Origin of the sequence: Erwinia sp. V90_4, assembly GCF_029967685.1 — a bacterium.
Taxonomy (GTDB): domain Bacteria; phylum Pseudomonadota; class Gammaproteobacteria; order Enterobacterales; family Enterobacteriaceae; genus Erwinia; species Erwinia aphidicola.
Genome location: NZ_JASCAQ010000061.1, coordinates 37,858 through 57,386, shown reverse-complemented (window position 1 = coordinate 57,386; position 19,529 = coordinate 37,858). Strand labels below are relative to the sequence as shown.

19 protein-coding genes are annotated in these 19,529 nt (G+C 57.3%); 9 read left to right on the top strand and 10 right to left on the bottom strand.

Going from position 1 to position 19,529, the window contains the following annotated elements:
• Positions 1–16: 16 nt before the first annotated feature.
• Positions 17–1,396 (bottom strand): envelope stress sensor histidine kinase CpxA, encoded by a 1,380-nt coding sequence (cpxA, locus tag QLG07_RS18165; protein ID WP_048914253.1) that lies wholly within the window; start codon positions 1,394–1,396, stop codon positions 17–19.
• Positions 1,393–2,091, bottom strand: coding sequence for an envelope stress response regulator transcription factor CpxR (gene cpxR / locus QLG07_RS18160; RefSeq protein WP_048914254.1), 699 nt, complete (start codon positions 2,089–2,091; stop codon positions 1,393–1,395). Before cpxR ends, cpxA begins: the two co-directional genes overlap by 4 nt.
• 152 nt (positions 2,092–2,243) lie before the next feature.
• Here cpxR and cpxP point away from each other — a divergent pair, with 152 nt between their 5' ends.
• The 5 genes from cpxP (at position 2,244) to QLG07_RS18135 (ending at position 7,042) form a co-directional block, all read left to right on the top strand.
• Positions 2,244–2,756 (top strand): cell-envelope stress modulator CpxP, encoded by a 513-nt coding sequence (gene cpxP / locus QLG07_RS18155; protein WP_048914255.1) that lies wholly within the window; start codon positions 2,244–2,246, stop codon positions 2,754–2,756.
• Positions 2,757–2,886: 130 nt separating this feature from the next.
• Positions 2,887–3,789, top strand: coding sequence for a CDF family cation-efflux transporter FieF (fieF, locus tag QLG07_RS18150; protein ID WP_048914256.1), 903 nt, complete (start codon positions 2,887–2,889; stop codon positions 3,787–3,789).
• Positions 3,790–3,999: 210 nt separating this feature from the next.
• Entirely contained in the window at positions 4,000–4,962 is a 963-nt protein-coding gene (gene pfkA / locus QLG07_RS18145; protein ID WP_048914257.1) for a 6-phosphofructokinase, read from the top strand.
• Positions 4,963–5,115: 153 nt separating this feature from the next.
• On the top strand, positions 5,116–6,105 hold the full coding sequence (locus tag QLG07_RS18140) for a sulfate ABC transporter substrate-binding protein (protein ID WP_048914258.1): 990 nt from the start codon (positions 5,116–5,118) through the stop codon (positions 6,103–6,105).
• 181 nt (positions 6,106–6,286) lie between these two features.
• Positions 6,287–7,042, top strand: coding sequence for a CDP-diacylglycerol diphosphatase (locus tag QLG07_RS18135; protein ID WP_187497871.1), 756 nt, complete (start codon positions 6,287–6,289; stop codon positions 7,040–7,042).
• A 129-nt stretch (positions 7,043–7,171) separates the two neighbouring features.
• Here QLG07_RS18135 and yhjD read toward each other — a convergent pair whose 3' ends face one another.
• On the bottom strand, positions 7,172–8,185 hold the full coding sequence (yhjD, locus tag QLG07_RS18130; protein ID WP_048914260.1) for an inner membrane protein YhjD: 1,014 nt from the start codon (positions 8,183–8,185) through the stop codon (positions 7,172–7,174).
• A gap of 53 nt (positions 8,186–8,238) precedes the next feature.
• Positions 8,239–9,138: a LysR family transcriptional regulator gene (locus QLG07_RS18125; protein WP_048914261.1), complete on the bottom strand. Its 900-nt coding sequence runs from the start codon at positions 9,136–9,138 to the stop codon at positions 8,239–8,241.
• Positions 9,139–9,253: 115 nt separating this feature from the next.
• Between QLG07_RS18125 and QLG07_RS18120 the strand changes: the two genes are divergently transcribed.
• The gene (locus QLG07_RS18120) at positions 9,254–10,012 is read left to right on the top strand and encodes an SDR family oxidoreductase (RefSeq protein WP_282469833.1); all 759 of its coding nucleotides are present in this window, start codon (positions 9,254–9,256) and stop codon (positions 10,010–10,012) included.
• Between the two features lie 228 nt (positions 10,013–10,240).
• Here the strand turns inward: QLG07_RS18120 and QLG07_RS18115 are convergent, their stop codons facing one another.
• Complete coding sequence (locus QLG07_RS18115; RefSeq protein WP_282469832.1) at positions 10,241–11,092, bottom strand: PhzF family phenazine biosynthesis protein; 852 nt, start codon at positions 11,090–11,092, stop codon at positions 10,241–10,243.
• 111 nt (positions 11,093–11,203) lie between these two features.
• Between QLG07_RS18115 and QLG07_RS18110 the strand changes: the two genes are divergently transcribed.
• Positions 11,204–11,827 carry a glutathione S-transferase gene (locus QLG07_RS18110; protein ID WP_048914264.1) on the top strand — a complete coding sequence of 208 codons (624 nt, stop codon included), beginning with the start codon at positions 11,204–11,206 and terminating at the stop codon, positions 11,825–11,827.
• A 54-nt stretch (positions 11,828–11,881) separates the two neighbouring features.
• Here the strand turns inward: QLG07_RS18110 and QLG07_RS18105 are convergent, their stop codons facing one another.
• Entirely contained in the window at positions 11,882–13,333 is a 1,452-nt protein-coding gene (locus tag QLG07_RS18105; RefSeq protein ID WP_282469831.1) for a PLP-dependent aminotransferase family protein, read from the bottom strand.
• Positions 13,334–13,469: 136 nt separating this feature from the next.
• Between QLG07_RS18105 and QLG07_RS18100 the strand changes: the two genes are divergently transcribed.
• Positions 13,470–14,057 (top strand): LysE family translocator, encoded by a 588-nt coding sequence (locus tag QLG07_RS18100; RefSeq protein ID WP_048914266.1) that lies wholly within the window; start codon positions 13,470–13,472, stop codon positions 14,055–14,057.
• 72 nt (positions 14,058–14,129) lie between these two features.
• Here QLG07_RS18100 and mqo read toward each other — a convergent pair whose 3' ends face one another.
• Positions 14,130–15,725 carry a malate dehydrogenase (quinone) gene (mqo, locus tag QLG07_RS18095; RefSeq protein ID WP_282469830.1) on the bottom strand — a complete coding sequence of 532 codons (1,596 nt, stop codon included), beginning with the start codon at positions 15,723–15,725 and terminating at the stop codon, positions 14,130–14,132.
• A 286-nt stretch (positions 15,726–16,011) separates the two neighbouring features.
• Entirely contained in the window at positions 16,012–16,467 is a 456-nt protein-coding gene (locus QLG07_RS18090) for a carboxymuconolactone decarboxylase family protein (RefSeq protein WP_099753989.1), read from the bottom strand.
• 59 nt (positions 16,468–16,526) lie between these two features.
• Here QLG07_RS18090 and QLG07_RS18085 point away from each other — a divergent pair, with 59 nt between their 5' ends.
• Positions 16,527–17,963 (top strand): PLP-dependent aminotransferase family protein, encoded by a 1,437-nt coding sequence (locus QLG07_RS18085; protein ID WP_133622289.1) that lies wholly within the window; start codon positions 16,527–16,529, stop codon positions 17,961–17,963.
• 31 nt (positions 17,964–17,994) lie between these two features.
• On the opposite strand, the gene tpiA is transcribed toward QLG07_RS18085, so the two are convergent.
• Positions 17,995–18,762 (bottom strand): triose-phosphate isomerase, encoded by a 768-nt coding sequence (gene tpiA / locus QLG07_RS18080; protein WP_048914271.1) that lies wholly within the window; start codon positions 18,760–18,762, stop codon positions 17,995–17,997.
• A 118-nt stretch (positions 18,763–18,880) separates the two neighbouring features.
• Positions 18,881–19,474 carry a DUF1454 family protein gene (locus QLG07_RS18075; RefSeq protein WP_048914296.1) on the bottom strand — a complete coding sequence of 198 codons (594 nt, stop codon included), beginning with the start codon at positions 19,472–19,474 and terminating at the stop codon, positions 18,881–18,883.
• Between the last annotated feature and the right edge of the window lie 55 nt (positions 19,475–19,529).

Genomic DNA, 19,529 nt, shown 5'->3' with positions numbered 1-19,529 from the left:
GCCGAAGGATAGCAAATTATTCGCTGTGGGTGGTATACAGCGGCAGCCATATCGTCAGGCGCAGGCCACCGAGCGGGCTGTCATCAGCTTTTGCCCAGCCGCGGTGCTGCTGAATGGCGTTATCGACAATCGCCAGCCCCAGCCCCGTGCCGCCGGACTCCCTGTCGCGCGCCTCATCGGTGCGGTAGAACGGGCGGAAAATTTGCTCACGATCTTCCGCGCTGACGCCCGGGCCATCGTCATCAACGTGGATAGTGATGCCTTTTTTATCCACCGCGAAGCTGACGGCAATCTTGCTGTGGGAGTAGCGCAGGGCATTACGCACGATGTTCTCAAAGGCACTTTCCAGCGCGTTCGGGTTGCCGTAAAGCGGCCACGGTCCCGGTGGGTAAGGCACTTCCAGCGTTTTGCCCATCTGCTCGGCTTCAAAGCGCGCATCTTCCAGTACGTCGGACCACAGATGATTGGCCTTAATCGCTTCGCTCACCAGCGCGTTCTTATGCTGAGTGCGCGACAGCACCAGCAGATCGTTGATCATGCCGTCCAGCCGCTGTGCTTCCATCTCAATACGCCCCAGCTCTTTACCTTCTCCGTGACGGCGGCGCATCAGCGCGGTCGCCAGCTGCAGGCGCGTCAGCGGGGTGCGCAACTCGTGAGAGATGTCGGACAGCAGTCGTTGCTGACCGGTCATCATTCGTTCCAGCGCACTGACCATCTGGTTGAAGCTGGCCCCGGCGGCAAGAAACTCCTGCGGCCCCGATTCCAGCTCCGGCCGCTGGCGAAGATTACCGGCCGCCACGTCATCCGCCGCATGTTTCAGCTTGCGCGCCGGTTTTGCCAGGCTCCACGCCAGCCACAGCAGCAGCGGTGAGCTGATTAGCATGGTAACAATCAGCAGCAGCAGCGGGCGGTCAAACAGCAGGTTGATAAAATCGAGCTGGGAACTGCCCGCAGGACGGATCAGATACAGCTGATAGTTATCTTCGCCATCGCGCACCGAAAATGGGCCAACCATCTCCAGCCGACCGTACTTTTTCTTCTGCGGATGATCGGAGTTATCGGACTGGCCGATAAAGTTACGGATCACCTGCATTTCGTTATGCTGCGCGCCAATCACGCGCCCTTCGCTGGTCACCAGCAGCAGGCGTTGACCGGGCGGCGCCCATTTATCGATGGCGCGGAATAGCCTGCGCCACCACATTAAATCATTGGGCGGGTCCTGACTCAGCTCCGCCTCAACGTGCTGCTCAATCATCGTTCCCTGCCGCTGCTCGTTATCCAGCAGCGGCGTCATCTGACGGGAATCAAGCTTGGGCAGCATTAACACCAGCATCAGTACCAGTGCCAGGGTCAGCCAGAAAATGGCAAAGATGCGGGTGGTCAGGCTGGATATCATGTCGCGGACACCATCAGATAGCCGCGCCCACGCAGGGTTTTAAACCACGGATGGCCGTCCTTGCGCTCCGGCAGCTTGCGCCGCAGGTTGGAGATATGCATATCAATTGCCCGGTCAAACGGTGTCAGACGCTTGCCAAGCACTTCCTGGCTCAGGTGCTCACGCGATACCACCTGGCCGAGGTGCTGGGCCAGCAGATACAGCAGCGTAAATTCCGTGCCGGTCAGATCCAGCGTGATATCTTCAAAGCTAGCCTCCTGGCGGCCTGGGTTCAGGCGTAGCATGTCCACTTCCAGCGTCGGTGAGCTGTTGTCGTGCTGTTGCTGCTGTTCGCTCCAGTTGGAACGACGCAGGATGGCGCGAATACGTGCCACCAGTTCGCGGTCGTTAAAGGGTTTCGGCAGATAATCATCAGCACCCAGTTCGAGGCCCAGAACACGGTCCAGCTCGCTACCGCGTGCGGTTAACATGATTACCGGCGTCTGATGTTGTTGACGCAGCTCCTTCAGAGTATCGATGCCATTTTTCTTCGGCATCATCACATCAAGTAATAACAGATCAACAGAGCTGTCCAGTAGCGCCAGTGCCTGCTCGCCGTCACCGGCAACCAGCACATTGAATCCTTCCATTTCAAGCAATTCTTTCAGCAGCGAAGTCAATTCGCGGTCATCGTCAACCAACAGGATTTTATTCATTTTTTATTGCCCTCCGCAGGCAAAATACCGTGAACTTATGCGCTCATTCCATGGCTTTACGTAGTTTTACACCCCCTGACGCATGTTTGCAGCTGTCCCCGTAGACTCAATCTCGTTGAATCGAAATACGGAAACCAACACGGGAGTAAACGATGCGCAAAGTTACCGCCGTCGTTGTCGTTCCGGCACTGATGCTTAGCCTCTCAGCTGCCTGGTCTGTCAACGCCACGACGACTGACGAGATGCATCAGGATGACCAGGCTAACCGCCCAGTGAGGCAGGTTCCACAAAGTCACATGTTTGATGGCATCAACTTGACGGAGCAGCAGCGCCAGCAACTGCGCGATCTGATGCAGCAAGCGCGTCACGATCGTTCTCCCATAAGTATTAACGATTTAGAGCAACTGCACGAACTGATTATTGCAGAAAAATTTGACGAAGCGGCTTACCAGGCTCAGGCGGAAAAGATTGCACAGGCGGAAGTGGCGCGCCAGGTCGAGATGGCCCGGATACGCAATCAGATGTACCACCTGTTAACGCCACAGCAGCAGGCCGTTTTGCAACAGAAACATCAGCAGCGCCTTCAAGAATTGCGCAGGCTAACGAATATGCAGCTGTCATCACCGCTGCAGGCAGCAAGCAGTACCGGTAGTAACCCGCAGTAACCAGTAACATAGTATCCCTGTTTTTCCTTGCCATAGACAATATCCCTGTCTTCCCCCACCATGATGGTGGGGGTTTTTTTTGCCCGAAAACCAGTATACTCAAAGGCACTGAATCGGGTGGGTAAACGCTATGAATGCAAACTATGCGCGCTTAGTTAACTCGGCGGCGCTGGCAGCCACAGCGTTGGCTTCGCTACTGCTGCTGATTAAAATCTTTGCCTGGTGGTACACAGGATCGGTCAGCTTATTGGCCGCGCTGGTGGACTCGCTGGTGGATATCGCCGCTTCGCTCACCAATCTGCTGGTGGTGCGCTACTCGCTCCAGCCTGCCGATGCGGAGCATACCTTCGGGCACGGCAAAGCCGAATCTCTCGCGGCGCTGGCGCAAAGCATGTTTATCTCCGGTTCTGCCCTGTTCCTTTTTCTCACCGGTCTGCAACATCTCGCTTCTCCTGAACCGATGAAAGCCCCGATTATCGGCATCATTGTGACGCTTATTGCCCTGTTTTCGACGCTGGTGCTGGTCACTTTCCAGCGCTGGGTGGTGCGGCGTACCCGCAGCCAGGCGATCCGTGCCGATATGCTGCACTACCAGTCTGACGTAGTGATGAATGGCGCGATCCTGCTGGCGTTGGGATTGAGCTGGTACGGCTTCCACCGCGCCGATGCGCTCTTTGCGTTAGGGATTGGCGTGTGGATTTTGTATAGTGCTCTGCGCATGGGTTATGAAGCCGTGCAGGCGCTGCTCGATCGCGCGCTGCCCGAGGAAGAGCATCAGGCGATTATTGATATCGTTGCCGCGTGGCCTGGCGTGCAGGGCGCCCACGATATCCGCACCCGTCAGTCTGGCCCCACCCGTTTTATTCAGCTGCATTTGGAAATGGACGATCACCTGCCACTGTACCAGGCTCATCAGGTAGCCGAACAGGTTGAACAGGCGATTTTACAAAAATTTCCAGGTTCTGACGTGATTATTCATCAGGATCCCTGCTCCGTGGTGCCCGAAGGGCGTCAGGGAAGTTTTCAGCTATAAAACTTTTTAAATGAAATAGTTGCTGCCTGCACTGCGTAAAACGTGACGTAACGCAAAAAAAATAGCCGAATGTTGCCTGACCTGAATCAATTCAGCTGGCAGGGTTTGATATACTATTGCCATTAATTGAGTCGCTTATCTCGCTCGCGTACGTCGTTATGCTCCGGCGTCCAGAATTTAACATTTGCATCTACAAGTTCAGAGGTTGTCATGATTAAGAAAATCGGTGTACTGACAAGCGGCGGTGACGCCCCAGGGATGAACGCTGCAATCCGCGGTGTGGTTCGCGCCGCGCTCAGTGAAGGACTGGAAGTTTGTGGCATTTATGACGGCTATCTGGGCTTGTATGAAGACCGTATGATCAATCTCGACCGCTACAGCGTGTCCGATATGATCAACCGCGGCGGCACTTTCCTCGGCTCTGCACGCTTCCCGGAATTCCGTAATGAAGACGTGCGTACCGTAGCAATTGAGAACATGAAAAAGCGCGGTATTGATGCGCTGGTGGTAATCGGCGGCGATGGCTCCTACATGGGTGCCAAGCGCCTGACAGAGATGGGCTTCCCGTGCATCGGTCTGCCGGGCACCATCGACAATGACGTGGCCGGTACCGACTACACCATCGGTTACTTTACCGCGCTGGAAACCGTGGTCGAAGCGATTGACCGCCTGCGCGATACCTCTTCATCACACCAGCGTATCTCTATCGTTGAAGTTATGGGCCGCTACTGTGGTGATCTGACGCTGGCGGCGGCGATTGCCGGTGGCTGTGAGTTCATCGTGCTGCCGGAATATCCGTACACCCGTGAAGAGCTGGTGAGCGAAATTAAAGCGGGTATCGCTAAAGGTAAAAAACACGCTATCGTCGCGATTACCGAGCACATCTGCGATATCGACGAACTGGCGAAATATATCGAAGAAGAGACCAAGCGCGAAACCCGTGCCACGGTGCTGGGCCACATTCAGCGCGGCGGTGCGCCGGTTGCCTATGACCGCATTCTGGCTTCCCGCATGGGCGCTTACTCTATCGAGCTGCTGCTGCAGGGCTACGGTGGCCGCTGCGTCGGTATTCAGAATGAGAAGATGGTGCATCACGACATTATCGATGCGATTGAGAATATGAAGCGTCCGTTTAAAGGCGACTGGCTGGAAACCGCCAAGAAGCTTTACTGATTTTCCCGTATCAAAGCAGGGCGCTGCAGGTCAGCGCCTTTCTTATGCGTAGCGTTATTCCATAAAGTTATTACAGCTAATTTTTAATTCTTTAATACATACTTCGCTTTGTGTCACGCTTCACGCAGATAAAAACCTTTGGGAGTGCGTGCAATGAATAAGTGGAGTGTGGGAATTACCCTGTTACTGGCCTCAACCAGCGTGCTGGCGAAGGATATTCAGCTGCTGAATGTGTCGTACGATCCGACCCGTGAGCTTTACGAGCAGTACAACAAAGCCTTTAGCGCGCACTACAAGCAGGAAACCGGCGATAATGTGGTGATCCGCCAGTCGCACGGCGGTTCAGGTAAGCAGGCGACCTCGGTCATCAACGGGATTAAGGCCGATGTGGTGACGCTGGCGCTGGCCTCCGACGTGGATGCCATTGCCGAACGCGGCCGCATTGATAAAAACTGGATCAAACGCCTGCCGGATAACTCCGCGCCTTACACTTCCACCATTGTTTTCCTGGTGCGCAAAGGTAACCCAAAACAAATTCACGACTGGCCAGATTTAATCAAACCTGGCGTGTCGGTGATCACCCCGAACCCGAAAACGTCCGGCGGTGCGCGCTGGAACTATCTGGCGGCCTGGGGCTGGGCGCTGGATCAGAACAAAGGCGACCAGGCAAAAGCACAGGATTACGTCAAGGCGCTGTTTAAAAACGTAGAAGTTCAGGATTCCGGCGCGCGCGGCGCGACGAATACTTTCGTGGAGCGCGGCATTGGCGATGTGCTGATTGCGTGGGAAAACGAAGCCTATCTGGCCGTCAATAAGCTTGGCAAAGACCAGTTTGAAATTGTCACACCAAGCGAATCGATCCTCGCCGAGCCGACCGTTTCCGTGGTCGACAAAGTGGTGGATGAGCGCGATACGCGTAAAGTGGCCGATGAATATCTGAAGTACCTCTACTCTACGGAAGGCCAGGATATCGCCGCGCAGAACTTCTACCGTCCCCGCGATGCCGCCGTGGCGAAGAAATATGCCAGCACCTTCCAGCCGGTGAAACTGTTTACCATTGATAATAAGTTTGGTGGCTGGACGCAGGCACAGAAGACCCACTTTGCTGAAGGTGGGACTTATGACCAGGTGATGAAGCGCTAAGCGTAATTACCGCGATTCCACGAGGGCCGACATTGTCGGCCCTTTTTTTTCTCTATTTGTTTTACGGCATTAACGGTATTAAATAATTTCAGTTAACCGGCGCTCTACAATTAAATTCGCATGATTTCCTGCCCCGCTTAGAATACATTGTGAGCGATGAGTGGTCAGAGGTGTGAGAGAGATGTCGGGACGAAGGCGGCTTGTAATTATGCTGGTGGCTTTAGGGGTACTGGTAACCGTCGGGTGTGCTTCTATGGCGCTGAATTTTCATAAAAATTCGGATGCGTTATGGAAAATCGTCAGCCAGCAGTGTGTCCCCGGTCAGGAACAAAAAAATAACCCGGCTCCCTGCCGACAGGTGAATATTCAGGACGGCTATGTGGTGCTGAAAGACCGCAACGGCCCGCTGCAATTTTTGCTGATACCGGTGGCGAAAGTGAGTGGTATAGAGAGCCAGAAATTACTCAATCCCGCCACGCCAAACTATTTTGCCGAGGCCTGGCGGGCGCGGCATTTTATGGAGGAGAAGCGCGGCGCAATAATTGATGACCGCAATTATGCGCTGACGGTCAACTCACGCTGGGGCCGCACGCAGAACCAGCTGCATATTCACATCTCCTGCCTGCGCCCGGATATCCGGCAGCGGCTGGACGCGCTGGGTAAAACGCTGACCGCCCAGTGGCAGAGCCAGCAGCTTGGGGAGCATCAGTACCAGCTGCGCATCATCACCCGCGATGAGTTTAAGCGCACCAGCCCGTTTATCCGCATTGCCAATGAGCTGCCTGGCGCCCGGGAAGAGATGGGTAGCTACGGTGTAGCGATTGCCGCACTGGGCGATGGTAAGAGGGTGCTGATGGTGGTGAAGCGCAATCTGCTGCTGCTGAATCGCGCTTCTGCCGAAGAGTTGCAGGATCACAGCTGCGCGATATTGAAATAACTTCTGGCGGTTTTCTGTAGGTGGGGACCGCTGAGGGATCCCCAGAAATGATGTCAATATTCACATCAATTTTTGTGGGTATACTTCAAGGGTCGACCTTTTTGCGGTCGACCCGCTATCTGCTCCGATTCAGGCTACCCGCTTATTCTGCTCCGGTTCCGGGTCATTTTTATACTGCGCGGTGGCAATCCACGCGGCGCAGAACAGCGTCAGGCGTGCAAAGAAATAGAAGAACGCCATCAGCCCCAGCACCGAACCGAACGCCGCACCGGAAGGTGAGGATGCCAGCTTCGGCAGCGTCAGGGTCATAATGAATTTAATCACCTCAAACCCGATCGCAGCCAGCAGCGTGCCGCGAAACAGCGCTTTTTTACGCGGCTTATGGCGCGGCAGTATCCAGAAAATCCACAGAAACAGCAGATAGTTGGCGAAGATAGAGATCGACAGGGCGATCAGCGTCATCGCCGGACGCAGCCACTCGATACCTTCCAGCCCCAGCGCCCGCACAATCGACGCCTGCGCTGAACCGGCAATTGAGGTCAGCGACAGCGTGATAATCAGCGCAAAAACCAGCCCGGTCAGCGAGATAAAGTCACGGGTATATTTAAACCAGATTTTCTCCTGATCCTGTGGCGTACGTTCCCAGACGTCACGCGACTGCGCGCGGATCGCTTCACGCAGATTGCCCATCCAGCTAATCCCGGAGTAGAGCGCCACCAGTAAACCCGTCAGCCCGACGGTGGTGCGCTGCTGAATTGCGGTATTAACGGTACTTTTCAGCGTGGCGGCCAGCGCGGGATCGCTGATGCTGCCGACGATCTTGTTGATCAGCCCGGTCAGCAGATCCGGGTTTGAGGCCAGCACGAAACCGACGGCGGCAAATGACACCATCAGGATCGGGATCAGCGAGAGAAAGGAAAAATAGGTGATTGCCGCGCCAAACTGACTGCCGAGACGATCGTTAAAGCGCTCACCGGCGCGAATAAAGTGCGCCACCGCCGGAATAGCCTGGAACCAGCTAACCAGTCTTGAAACGTGGGAAATGGATTTATCGACCGTGTGATTGCCGGTTTTAATGTTGATCAGCGGCTTTTGTGCAGGCTGCTCTGGCTTCCGGGGATCGCGTTGTTGATTATCCGTCATAACTTCTTCTCTATCCTTTTAATGAACTGACGTAGTGAATTATAGCCTGCTGATCAGGCAACGTAGCGTTTCAGGACCTGGCTAAGCCATTCAATGAAAACCTGTACGCGGCGCGCCAGGTTGCGGCGATGCGGGTAAAGCAGCGACAGCGGCATTGGCCTTGCCGGAAAATACGGCAGGATTTCGACCAGCTTTTTCTCCTTCAGCGCCTGAGTCACCCCCACGCGCGGCACCTGAATGATCCCCAGCCCGGCAATGCAGGCCGAACGGTAGGTTTCGGTGCTGTTAACGGTGATCACCCCGCCGGTCTTAATCAGCCTGGCGGTTTTGCCATCGAAATACTCAAATCCTTCCGGCTGGCTGCCCAGCTGTTGACTGTAGTGCACCATGGCGTGTTGGGATAGCGCCTCCAGCGTATTTGGCGTGCCGAAACGTGCCAGGTAATCCGGGCTGGCGCAGTTAATCAGCGGCAGATGCCCCAGCTGGCGCGCTATCAGGCCGGAGTCCTCCAGCGTCCCGACGCGCACCACGCAGTCAAATCCCTCGCGGATCACATCCACCCGGCGGTCGCTGCTGCTCAGCTCCAGCTCAATGCCCGGATAGTGCTGCAAAAACTCAGGCAGCAGTGGGATCAGGTAATTACTGGCAAGGCTGACCGGCATATCCACGCGCAGGCGGCCGCTCAGAGTCGCTGGATCGTGCTGAAACAGTGAATCCATCTCCTCCAGCGTTGCCAGCACGTCGCGACAGCGCTCGAAATAGACCTGGCCATCCTGCGTCAGCTGCACCCGGCGCGTGGTGCGGTGCAGCAGGCGTGAACCGAGGCTGTTTTCCAGCGCCTGGATCTGGCGCGACAGGCTGCCTTTCGGCAAGCCCAGGCTGTCGGCAGCGCGGGTAAAACTCTGCATCTCTGCGACTCTGACAAACACCTGCATTGCGTGAATTTTATCCATTGTGGCGCTCATTGTTGTTAGTAATGGAACAGTGAAGCGTATCTCAGGACATTTATAGATCAGCCAGCAGGTAATATCCTCTTTTTTGTCCACAGCCAACTCCCTGGAGAAGAAAATGAGCCATAAAATTGCATTGATCACCGGCGGTAGCCGCGGTTTAGGCCAAAATGCGGCGCTGAAATTGGCGGAAAAAGGTGTTGATATCATTCTGACGTATCGCAACCAGCAGCAGGAGGCGCAGGGGGTTGTTGAGCGCATCAGCGCGCTGGGAGCGCGTGCGGTGGCGCTGCCGCTGAACGTGGGCGACAGCGCGACGTTCGTAACTTTTGCAGCAGAAGTGGAAAAACAGCTGGCAACGGTGTGGCAGCGTAAAAATTTTGATTATTTATTAAACAATGCCGGAACCGCGCTCTACCAGCCGTTTGTCGACACCACGGAACAGCAGTTTGACCAGCTGGTGGATATCCATTTTAAAGGGCCGTTCTTCCTGACGCAGAAGCTGCTGCCGCTGATCGCCGACGGCGGGCGCATTCTCAATGTGTCGAGCGGCCTGGCGCGCTTTACCCATCCGGGATCCGCTGCTTATGCGGCGGTGAAAGGGGCGATTGAGGTGCTGACGCGCTACCAGGCAAAAGAGCTGGGTGCACGCGGCATTGCCGTTAATGTGCTGGCACCGGGAGCGATTGAAACCGACTTCGGCGGCGGCCGGGTACGGGATAACGCGGAGATTAACGCCTTGATCGCTTCGCAAACCGCACTGGGCCGCGCCGGGCTGCCGGATGATATCGGTTATGCCGTTGCCGCGCTGTTCAGCGAAGAGTGCCGCTGGATAAACGGCCAGCGTATTGAAGCGTCGGGCGGGATGTACCTGTAATTGCTGAAATGGCTGGCTGAGCAAAACGCCATCTGGCTGACCGAAAAAGAGGGTCAGCCACTACTGGGTGTGCAGTGATAGACGTATCGCTTTGCTAAACTGGCTGACCGAAAAAGAGGGTCAGCCACTACGGGGTGTACAGTGATACACGGATCGCTCTGCTAAACGGGCTGACCGAAAAAGAGGGTCAGCCACTACGGGGTGTGCAGTGATGCACTGGTCGTTCCGTTATATGCGGATGGTGCCATCAATCACCGTGACGGTCTGGCCACCAATCCAGATGCCGTCGGCGCCGTAGCTGACGCTCAGGCGGCCAGCACGCTGCATCGCGGTCCCCTGACGCACGCGGTAGTCCAGCTCCACGCCGCGCTGCTGGAAATAGCGGGCAAGGCAGGCGTTGGCGCTGCCGGTAACCGGATCTTCCGTCACTGCACCCTGTTCAATCAGCAGGCCGCGCACTTCATACTGCTCTTCTGCTCCCTGAATGGGGCCAAACGGCATCACGCCATTGACCCGCGCCTTTTTTATCAAGCGGGCAAGCTCCACCGCATCCGGTTTAATCGCCAGCACCGCGTCTGCTGAGGTCATCGGCACCAGCAGCCAGCGAATACCCATATCGGCGATGGTGACCGGCAGCTGATCCTCCAGGCTGTCGCTGTTCAGCGCGCTGCTGATGGGCGCATCGCTGAACGGGGTAAGAATGGCTTCCGGGGCGGCAAAGGCCAGCGCGCCGTCGTCGCTAATCTTTACCTTCACCCGCCCAAGCCCGCACTGCTGCACAATCTCACCCGCATTTTTTAGCGTGATGCCGGCTTCCAGCAGCGCGTGAGCCGTACCCAGCGTAGGGTGCCCGGCAAACGGCAGTTCGTAATCCGGGGTAAAAATTCGCACCCGGTAGTCGGCAGCTGGGTCGGTGGCCGGCAGAACAAAGGTGGTTTCGGAGAGATGAGTCCAGCGGGCGATGGTTTGCATCTGCTCATCGCTGAGATCGCTGGCTTCCATGATTACCGCCAGCGGGTTGCCGTTATAGGGAGAGGAAGTAAAAACATCAACCTGTTTAAAAGCGCGTAATTGCGTCATAACTGTACCTGTTCAAGTTCTCAGACCGTGGGTCTGCGATTCGGGTGGCGGTTGTCAGTGCCGGTTATTATGGTATTAATAAAGCACGCTGGCTAAAAAAGTGACCATTTTATGCTTAAAATACTGGGACGTGCCTCATCGATTAACGTCAGAAAAGTGCTGTGGGTTTGCGACGAACTGGGTATCAGTTTTCGCCGCGAAGAGTGGGGCGAAGGCTTCAAGTCGCCACAGGAGGCCGAATTTAAGGCGCTTAACCCTAACGCGCTGATCCCGGTGGTGATGGACGGAGACTTTATCCTGTGGGAGTCCAACACCATTATCCGCTACCTGGCGAATGCCTACGGTGGCGAAGCGCTTTACCCGACGCATCCGCAGCAGCGCGCCCGCGTTGACCAGTGGATTGACTGGCAGGCCACCGAGCTGAATACCGCCTGGCGCTACGCATTTATGTCGCTGGTACGCCACTCTGCGGCGCATCAGGACCCGCGCCTGCTGGCCGCCGCCTGTAAAGGCTGGTCGTACACCATGGGCATCCTTAACCAGCAGCTGGAGCGCACCGGCGCCTATGTTGCCGGGGAGTCATTCTCGCTGGCTGATATCCCCATTGGGCTGTCGGTCAACCGCTGGTATGAAACCCCGCTCGAACACGCCGAGCTGCCTGCGGTGCGTGCCTACTACGAACGGCTGACGGCGCGCAAAGGCTATGCCACCTGGGGCCGCAACGGTACGCCATAGGCAGCACCGTCCTTATCCTGCAGGGGTCGACCTTCTTCTTCGGTCGACCCGCGGTTAAATCCCGGCGGCAATCCCGCTCATCTCACAGGCCAGCGCACCGGTACGTTTCAGAGCCCAGGTATAACGCTCGTCAAACGGATAGCAGCAGGAGAGGCGCAGCGCGTGGTTACAGCGCTCGGACAGCGTGTAGAGCGCGCCTGGCGTCAGGCAGATCTTCTCCTGCAGCAGGCGGTGGAACAGCTCCACGCTGTCGACATTGCCCGGTAACTCTACCCAGAAAACAAACCCGCCGCTGGGCCGCGTGGCGCGGGTGCCCTGGGGGAAATGGCGGGCGATAATGCCACGCGCCTCTTCCAGCTGCGCAGCATAGCGGCGGCGCAGCGAGCGCAGATGATGGTCGTAGCCACCCGATTCCAGAAAGTGCCCCAGCGTTTCCGACAGCAGGCGCGATTCGGCCAGCGACGAGACCGCCTTCAGGCGCGCCAGCTGCTGAGCAAAGCGCCCGGCGGCAATCCAGCCGAGGTGGAAGTCCGGCGCGACGGTTTTAGTAAAGCTGGTGCAGTACATCACCCAGCCGCCTTCGTCGAAGGCTTTTACCGCCGGGGTTAGCGGCCAGCAGAACTGCAGCTCCGCATACAGCCCGTCTTCCAGCAGCGGCACCTGATACTGATTCACCAGCCGCGCCAGGCGTTTTTTCCCGGCCAGCGTCATGCTGCTGCCGAGCGGGTTCTGCGCATTCGGCATGGCAATCAGCGCCTTTATCCGCTTCTCCTGCAGCAGCAGCTCCAGCGCATCGAGCGACAGCCCGTACTGCGGGTCGGTGGGGATCTCCAGTACCTTCAGCCCGAGGCTGGCCAGCAGTGGAAACAGATAAAAATAGGTGGGTGTTTCCACCCCGACGCAGTCGCCCGGCTGAGTCACGGCACGCAGGCTGAGCTGCAGCGCCTCCATACAGCCGTGCGTCAGCGTGACGTCTTCCGCGCTGATGGTGATGCCGAGGTCCATCGAGCGCCGGGCTATCTCACGGCGCAGGCGCACGCTGCCGGGCGGCAGGGCATAGCGGCCAATCAGCTGCGGCTCCCGGCGCAGCAGCGAGGCCATAATGCGGCTGATTTTCGCCGTCGGGAAGAAATCGCCGCTCTGCGGGCAGGCCAGCGAAATATTGGTGTAGTCACTGTGATTCTGCGCGGCAAACACGGCATCGATCAGATCGAGCTTCTCACGGCCTGGCGAACGCACGCTGCTGTGCTGAAAGGATTGCCGCGTCAGGGCCGGTAGCGCATCGCGCACGTAGTAGCCGGACTGGGGGCGCGCTTCAATCAGACCGCGATCTTCGAGGATGCCATAAGCGGTGAGTACGGTATTGACGCTGACCTGATGGATGCTGGCGCAGCGGCGAATGGCAGGCAGGCGGCTGCCCGGCATAAAGGTGCCCTGACGAATCGCCTCGGCAAGCGTTTCCGCCAGCTGATGGTACAGCGTGGCCTGCGGCTCGATAATGGACACAGTATGCTCCTCGCGGAATGGGTACAGTTGCAAATATTGTAATTTGTACTCATTACAATAGCGGGTTTCTGCATCTGTTACCATTGCCAGACGCTGATTACACTGGTCTCCTCATCTGAACAGCAGGATACCTAACATGCTCGATCCCTCATTTATCAGCTACGTCACCGTGATGTCGATTACGCCAGGCCCGAACAATATGCTGCTGGCGACTTCCGGGGTTAACTTCGGCATGCGCCGCACGCTGCCAATGGTCAGCGGCATTCTGGTCGGCTGTGCGCTGCAAACGGCGCTGGCCGGAGGGCTACTGGAGGTACTGTTGCAGTGGATGTCGGCGATTCGCCTGCCGCTGACGCTGGTCGGCTGCGTCTACCTGCTGTGGCTGTCGTGGAAAATCTACCGCTCCGGCGCGCCGGAGATGCGTGAGAAAGCGCGGCCGATGACGTTTATTGGCGGGGTGTTATTTCAGGCAGTGAACCCGAAAGCGTGGCTGATGGCGATAAATGTGGCGCTGATGTACACCGTTAACAGCACCATCCTGACGGTAATGCTCGGCTTTATGGCGCTGAACCTGCCGTGCATTTTACTGTGGGCAGCGATGGGCGATCGCCTGGGCAAGCATTTGCAGGTAGCGTGGAAATTGCAGCTGTTTAACAGCCTGATGGCGCTGTCGCTGCTGGTGACGACCCTGTGGATGTTAGTCGAAGCGTTTCAGATGGCGTAATCATCAATGCGCAGCGGGTCGGGCATGCCCGACCCCTACGTACGGGCGTGGCATACCGCGCCCGTAAACCGATTACTTGCCGATTACCGAATCTACCGCAGTGACCGGTTCGTCGTTAGCGGCTGGCGCCATTGGCGTGTAGTCCAGCTGCAGAATGCGGCTGGTCTCGGCCAGCTCTTTCTCGGTCGCCGCGACGTTACCGTTCAGGCGCTGTCCGTAGAAAGGAATAATCGCCTTCAGCTTGCTCTGCCATTCAGGCGTTGCCATCTGCTGCTTAAACACTTTGCTCATCAAATCCAGCATGATCGGCGCTGCCGTTGAGGCGCCAGGAGATGCGCCCAGCAGGGCAGAGATGGTGCCATCCTCGGAGGTGACCACTTCAGTACCCAGCTTCAGCACGCCGCCTTTATCGGCATCTTTCTGAATGATCTGCACGCGCTGCCCGGCTTTCACCAGGCGCCAGTCGGCTTTCTCTGCCTCCGGGAAGTATTCGCGCAGCGCGCTGATGCGGTCGTCCGCGCTCAGCATCACCTGGCCGACCAGGTATTTCACCAGGTCAAAGTTATCCAGCCCCACGCGCATCATCGGCAAAAGATTCGACGGGGTGATGGAGCCGAACATATCCCACAGCGAACCCTGCTTGAGGAATTTGGTGGAGAAGGTGGCGAACGGCCCGAACAGCAGCACCTGCTTGCCGTCCAGCGTGCGGCTGTCGAGGTGCGGCACCGACATCGGTGGCGCGCCCACGGACGCTTTGCCGTAAACCTTCGCCTGATGACGGGCGACAATTTCCGGATTGTCGGTGACGAGAAACTCGCCGCCCACCGGGAAACCCGCGTAGTTTTTCGCTTCCGGAATACCGGATTCCTGCAGCAGCGTCAGGGCTGCGCCGCCGGCACCGATAAACACGTATTTTGCATGGATCGTCTGCTGCTCACCGCTTTTCAGGTCGTAGACGCTGACCGTCCAGCTATTGTCGGCGGCGCGTTTGATCGCCCGCACTTCATGGCTGGTCTGGCGCTCGAAGCACTCGCTTTTTTGCAGTGAGGCGATCAGCTGGCGGGTAATCTCGCCGAAGTTGACGTCGGTACCGGTCGGGATGCGCGTAGCCGCCACTTTCTGGCTGACGTCGCGCCCTTCCATCACCAGCGGCACCCACTGGCGGATCAGGTCCGGGTCCTCAGAAAATTCCATGCCGCGGAACAGCGTGCTGTTTTGCAGGGCGCTGTAGCGGTTTTTCAGGAACTTCACGTTCTCTTCGCCCCAGACGAAGCTCATATGCGAGACGCTGGTAACAAAGCTTTTTGGGTTGCGCAGCACGTTACGCTGCACCTGGTGTGCCCAGAAACGGCGGGAAATCTGGAAGGCTTCGTTAATTTCCACCGCTTTTTTGATCTCGACCGAACCGTCGGCATTTTCTGGCGTGTAGTTCAGCTCCATCAGCGCGGAGTGCCCGGTACCGGCATTGTTCCAGCCGTTCGAGCTCTCTTCCGCCACACTGTCCAGACGCTCTACCATGCTGATATGCCACTGTGGCTCCAGCTCTTGCAGGTAGGTACCTAACGTGGCGCTCATGACGCCACCACCGATTAGTAATACATCGACGTGTTTCTCTACTGCCAGTTTGCGCATGAGACGACATCTCCGTGTATTGAAGGAAATCAACATGTTAAGTAGAGTAACAGCGCTGAATCTTCTGGAATCAGTCGGACTGCCTCGCCCTTTCAGGATTGCAGATAGCGAAAAACCACCGATCTGATGCAGGTTTAATCGCGATGCAAAAGCGTCAGAAATATACCATTGTTACGGGCTAATTAAAAAAGTGTTTAAAGATTAAAAATGAGAATGATAGGGAAAATAAAATAAGTAACATTTATACGGGCCGTTGAACGGCCCGCTGCAATGTTGAAAATTCCACAGGAATTTGAGGGGTAACTCTCTGAACAGGAAGGGGTTAGTCGCGTGGGGCGCTGTCAGGTAATTTGCGCAGGCTGATGGCCAGCCGGTTGTAAGCATTCATCAAACCTATGGCGATCACCATGTCGCTAATTTCTTTGTCGCTAAATTCCGCTTGCACTGCGGCAAAAACCGCATCCGGCGCGTGAGTGGTGGCAATCAGCGTCAGAGATTCGGCCCAGGCCAGCGCGGCACCTTCACGCTTAGAGAACCAGTTCCCCGCCTCTTCCCACACCTGGGTGAGCACAATTTTGTCCCACGGCATGCCCGCTTTATGTAACGCTTTGGTGTGCATATCGATACAGTAAGCACAGCCGTTAATCTGCGAGACGCGCAGGAAGATAAGCTCGATCAGTTCTTGTGAAAGGCCGCTCTGTGCGACGTAGCCGTAGACGCCGGCCAGCGCTTTCATTCCTGCAGGTGATGTGGCATTAAAGTCGATACGTTCACTCATTGTCTTTTCCTCTTAGCGGGTCAGGGCGTTATTTTTACCGGTTTTATGGGTAGCCGAAAGTGCCAGGAATTGACAAAAACAGTGGTCCATCGGGGCTGGATATTGCGTTAACGCGCGATTCTACCCACTCGCTCAGCGAGCAGATCCGCAATGCGATCGGCCAGGCGGTGGAAGAGGGGCGGCTGACGCCCGGCGCACGGGTGCCTTCCTGTCGTGACCTGGCGGCGCAGCTTGGCGTGGCGCGCGGCACCGTGCGTGCGGCGTATGACATGCTGGTCGACAGCCAGCTGCTGGTGGCGAAAGGCGCCGCGGGCACCTGGGTGGCGGAGGTCACGCGCCCGCTGGCAACCCGTAGCCCGCAGCCTGAATCGGCGGTGCTGCCGCCGCTGGCGGATATCGTGCATGCCTTCGACAGCGTGCCGCTGACCTTTCAGATGGGCGTGCCGGCCGATGATGCGTTTCCGGCCAAGGTCTGGTCGCGCATTGTGACGCGCCACGCGCGTGAAATGGCCAGTAAGCCGACAGGCTATGCGGATCCGCGCGGTAGCCTGGCGCTGCGCCAGCAGCTGGTCAGCTATCTGTCGATGGCGCGCGGCATCCGCTGCGATACGGCGCAAATCATTATCACCAATGGCTATGCCGGGGCGCTCGGGCTGATTTTTCTCGCCCTCGGGCTGCGCGGGCAGCGCGTGTGGACGGAAGATCCGGGCTATCTGCTGGCGCGTAAGGCGCTGACGCTGGCCGGGGTCGAGAACGTGCCGCTGCCGGTGGATGAACAGGGGATCTTAGTGGCGGAGGGGCTGCGGCTGGCACCCGATGCCGCGGCGGCGCTGGTGACGGCCGGACAGCAGGCGCCGCTGGGAATGACGCTGTCGCTGGCGCGCCGCAGCGCGCTGCTGAGCTGGGCGCAGCAGTATAACAGCTGGATTATCGAGGATGACTACCTTGGTGAGTTACAGCTGCAGGGGCGTGCTGCCCCCGCGCTGGCTGCGCTGGACGGCGGCCGGGTGCTGCATATTGGCACCTTTAGTAAAAACCTTAGCCCGGCGCTGCGGCTGGGCTATCTGGTGGTGCCGGCAGCGCAGGCGGCGCATTTCTCTGAGGCGGCGGCGCTGATGGCGCCGGCATCCTCGTTCGTGCTGCACAATGCCGTCGCGGAGTTTATGCACGAAGGTCACTTTATGCGCCATCTGCGCCGCATGAAGCGGCTCTACAGCGAGCGGCTGGCGCTGATGCTGGCGGCACTGCTGCCGCTGTTCCCGCAGGTGCAGCGAGCGGGGCTGGCCGTGGTGATTGTACTGCCGCCGGGCAGCCGGGATACGCGCATCGCGCGCGAGGCGCTGGCATACGGTATGGCTCCCTCACCGCTGTCGGTGTGGTATCAGGCAGGTTCGCGCTGTCAAAACGGACTGGTGCTGAGCGTGACCAATATGCCACGAGAGGGGTTTGTACAGAGTGCAGAGCGGCTGAAAGCGCTGGTTGACGCGTTTGCTTAAACCCTGCCCCGGGAGGGGCAGGGGGAGATCATCAGGCTTTTTTCGCAGCGGCAGCTGCTTTAACGATCACCGCGAAAGCGTCAGCTTTCAGCGATGCGCCGCCCACCAGGGCACCGTCGATATCTGGCTGAGCAAACAGCTCTGCCGCGTTTTTGTCGTTGACGGAACCGCCGTACTGGATGATGACCTGAGCGGCCACAGCAGCATCTTTCTTCGCGATATGGTCGCGGATAAACTTGTGCACGGCCTGAGCCTGCGCTGGAGTCGCTGATTTACCGGTTCCGATGGCCCAGACTGGCTCGTAAGCCACAACCACGCCGTTGAACGCCTCAGCGCCCTGGCTGTTCAGCACGGCGTCGATCTGACGTGCGCAAACTTCTTCGGTTTTGCCCGCTTCGTTTTCAGCTTCGGTTTCGCCGATGCACAGCACCGGGGTCAGGCCAGCCGCTTTCAGCACGGCGAATTTTTTGGCGATCAGCTCGTCGCTTTCCGCGTGGTAGGTACGGCGCTCAGAGTGACCAATGATGATGTACTCTGCGCCAAGATCTTTCAGCATGTCAGCAGAAACTTCACCGGTGAAGGCGCCAGACAGGTTAACGTCGACGTTCTGCGCACCCAGAGTGATGTGGCTACCGGAAATGGCGTGTTTAGCCTGATCCAGATACATCACAGGCGGAGCAATCGCTACGCCACAACCATCAACGCCGCTCAGCTCGGTACGCAGACCGGCGATCAGCTCGTTGACCATCTGTTTGTTACCGTTCAGTTTCCAGTTACCCATAACTAATGGATGTCGCATTCTATCCTCCACGCTTTGAGAGTATTAAAGCTGCCAACGGGCAGCATTGTCTGCCAGACAGTATAGAGATCAAACATCGCAAAGGCTTTGCTTTTCGTCATCCTTTGCGCATCCGCTCTCAGGGGGCAGCCAGCGCCAGTTTCAGCGGCTCGACGGCAAACGTCAGCCCTTTTTCGCCATTATCAGCAACGATATAGCGCAGTGCGCCTTCGGTTTGCTGGAAATATCGGGAGCCTTTACCCTTTGCCAGCAGGTCATTGACGCGCTTCAGGGACTGTTCATTGCTCAACATCGGTTCAAAATAGCGCACAAACGCGGCCATATACGCCAGGGCTTTATCGCGCGAGGCTTTTTGCTCCGGCCCGGGGATCGGTAGCCAGGTGATCTGCAGCGTTTTGACTTTGCCGGTGCCGTGCTCCAGTGCCGTTGAGGAGTAAAGATTTTCGTTGATCTTGCTGGCAGCACGCGTCAAATTGCTTTTGTCGCCGCTACTGTCAATGGCGCGATATTCACTTAACGGTAACGTTGTGTTGGCAGCATTATACTTTTCGCGAAACTGGCCGATAGTCATATCAAAGGTGGGAGAACCCGCCTGCAAATACGGGGCTGCCGGCAGATGTTCGGTTCGCGCCTGGGGCTCAGGCGCTGCGTGAGCCACCGCGAAGGTCATGGTGGTTAGCAGTGCAATCCCTGCCCATCGTGCATTCTTCATTTCATCGGCCCTAACCAGTAAACTCAGCTCAAGATTAAAACGGACAATGACCGGT

Bases quoted from the DNA above. Each gene is read 5' to 3' on its own strand.
- cpxA (WP_048914253.1), bottom strand. From the start codon at position 1,396: ATGATATCCAGCCTGACCACCCGCATCTTTGCCATTTTCTGGCTGACC.
- cpxR (WP_048914254.1), bottom strand. From the start codon at position 2,091: ATGAATAAAATCCTGTTGGTTGACGATGACCGCGAATTGACTTCGCTG.
- cpxP (WP_048914255.1), top strand. From the start codon at position 2,244: ATGCGCAAAGTTACCGCCGTCGTTGTCGTTCCGGCACTGATGCTTAGC.
- fieF (WP_048914256.1), top strand. From the start codon at position 2,887: ATGAATGCAAACTATGCGCGCTTAGTTAACTCGGCGGCGCTGGCAGCC.
- pfkA (WP_048914257.1), top strand. From the start codon at position 4,000: ATGATTAAGAAAATCGGTGTACTGACAAGCGGCGGTGACGCCCCAGGG.
- QLG07_RS18140 (WP_048914258.1), top strand. From the start codon at position 5,116: ATGAATAAGTGGAGTGTGGGAATTACCCTGTTACTGGCCTCAACCAGC.
- QLG07_RS18135 (WP_187497871.1), top strand. From the start codon at position 6,287: ATGTCGGGACGAAGGCGGCTTGTAATTATGCTGGTGGCTTTAGGGGTA.
- yhjD (WP_048914260.1), bottom strand. From the start codon at position 8,185: ATGACGGATAATCAACAACGCGATCCCCGGAAGCCAGAGCAGCCTGCA.
- QLG07_RS18125 (WP_048914261.1), bottom strand. From the start codon at position 9,138: ATGGATAAAATTCACGCAATGCAGGTGTTTGTCAGAGTCGCAGAGATG.
- QLG07_RS18120 (WP_282469833.1), top strand. From the start codon at position 9,254: ATGAGCCATAAAATTGCATTGATCACCGGCGGTAGCCGCGGTTTAGGC.
- QLG07_RS18115 (WP_282469832.1), bottom strand. From the start codon at position 11,092: ATGACGCAATTACGCGCTTTTAAACAGGTTGATGTTTTTACTTCCTCT.
- QLG07_RS18110 (WP_048914264.1), top strand. From the start codon at position 11,204: ATGCTTAAAATACTGGGACGTGCCTCATCGATTAACGTCAGAAAAGTG.
- QLG07_RS18100 (WP_048914266.1), top strand. From the start codon at position 13,470: ATGCTCGATCCCTCATTTATCAGCTACGTCACCGTGATGTCGATTACG.
- mqo (WP_282469830.1), bottom strand. From the start codon at position 15,725: ATGTTGATTTCCTTCAATACACGGAGATGTCGTCTCATGCGCAAACTG.
- QLG07_RS18090 (WP_099753989.1), bottom strand. From the start codon at position 16,467: ATGAGTGAACGTATCGACTTTAATGCCACATCACCTGCAGGAATGAAA.
- tpiA (WP_048914271.1), bottom strand. From the start codon at position 18,762: ATGCGACATCCATTAGTTATGGGTAACTGGAAACTGAACGGTAACAAA.
- QLG07_RS18075 (WP_048914296.1), bottom strand. From the start codon at position 19,474: ATGAAGAATGCACGATGGGCAGGGATTGCACTGCTAACCACCATGACC.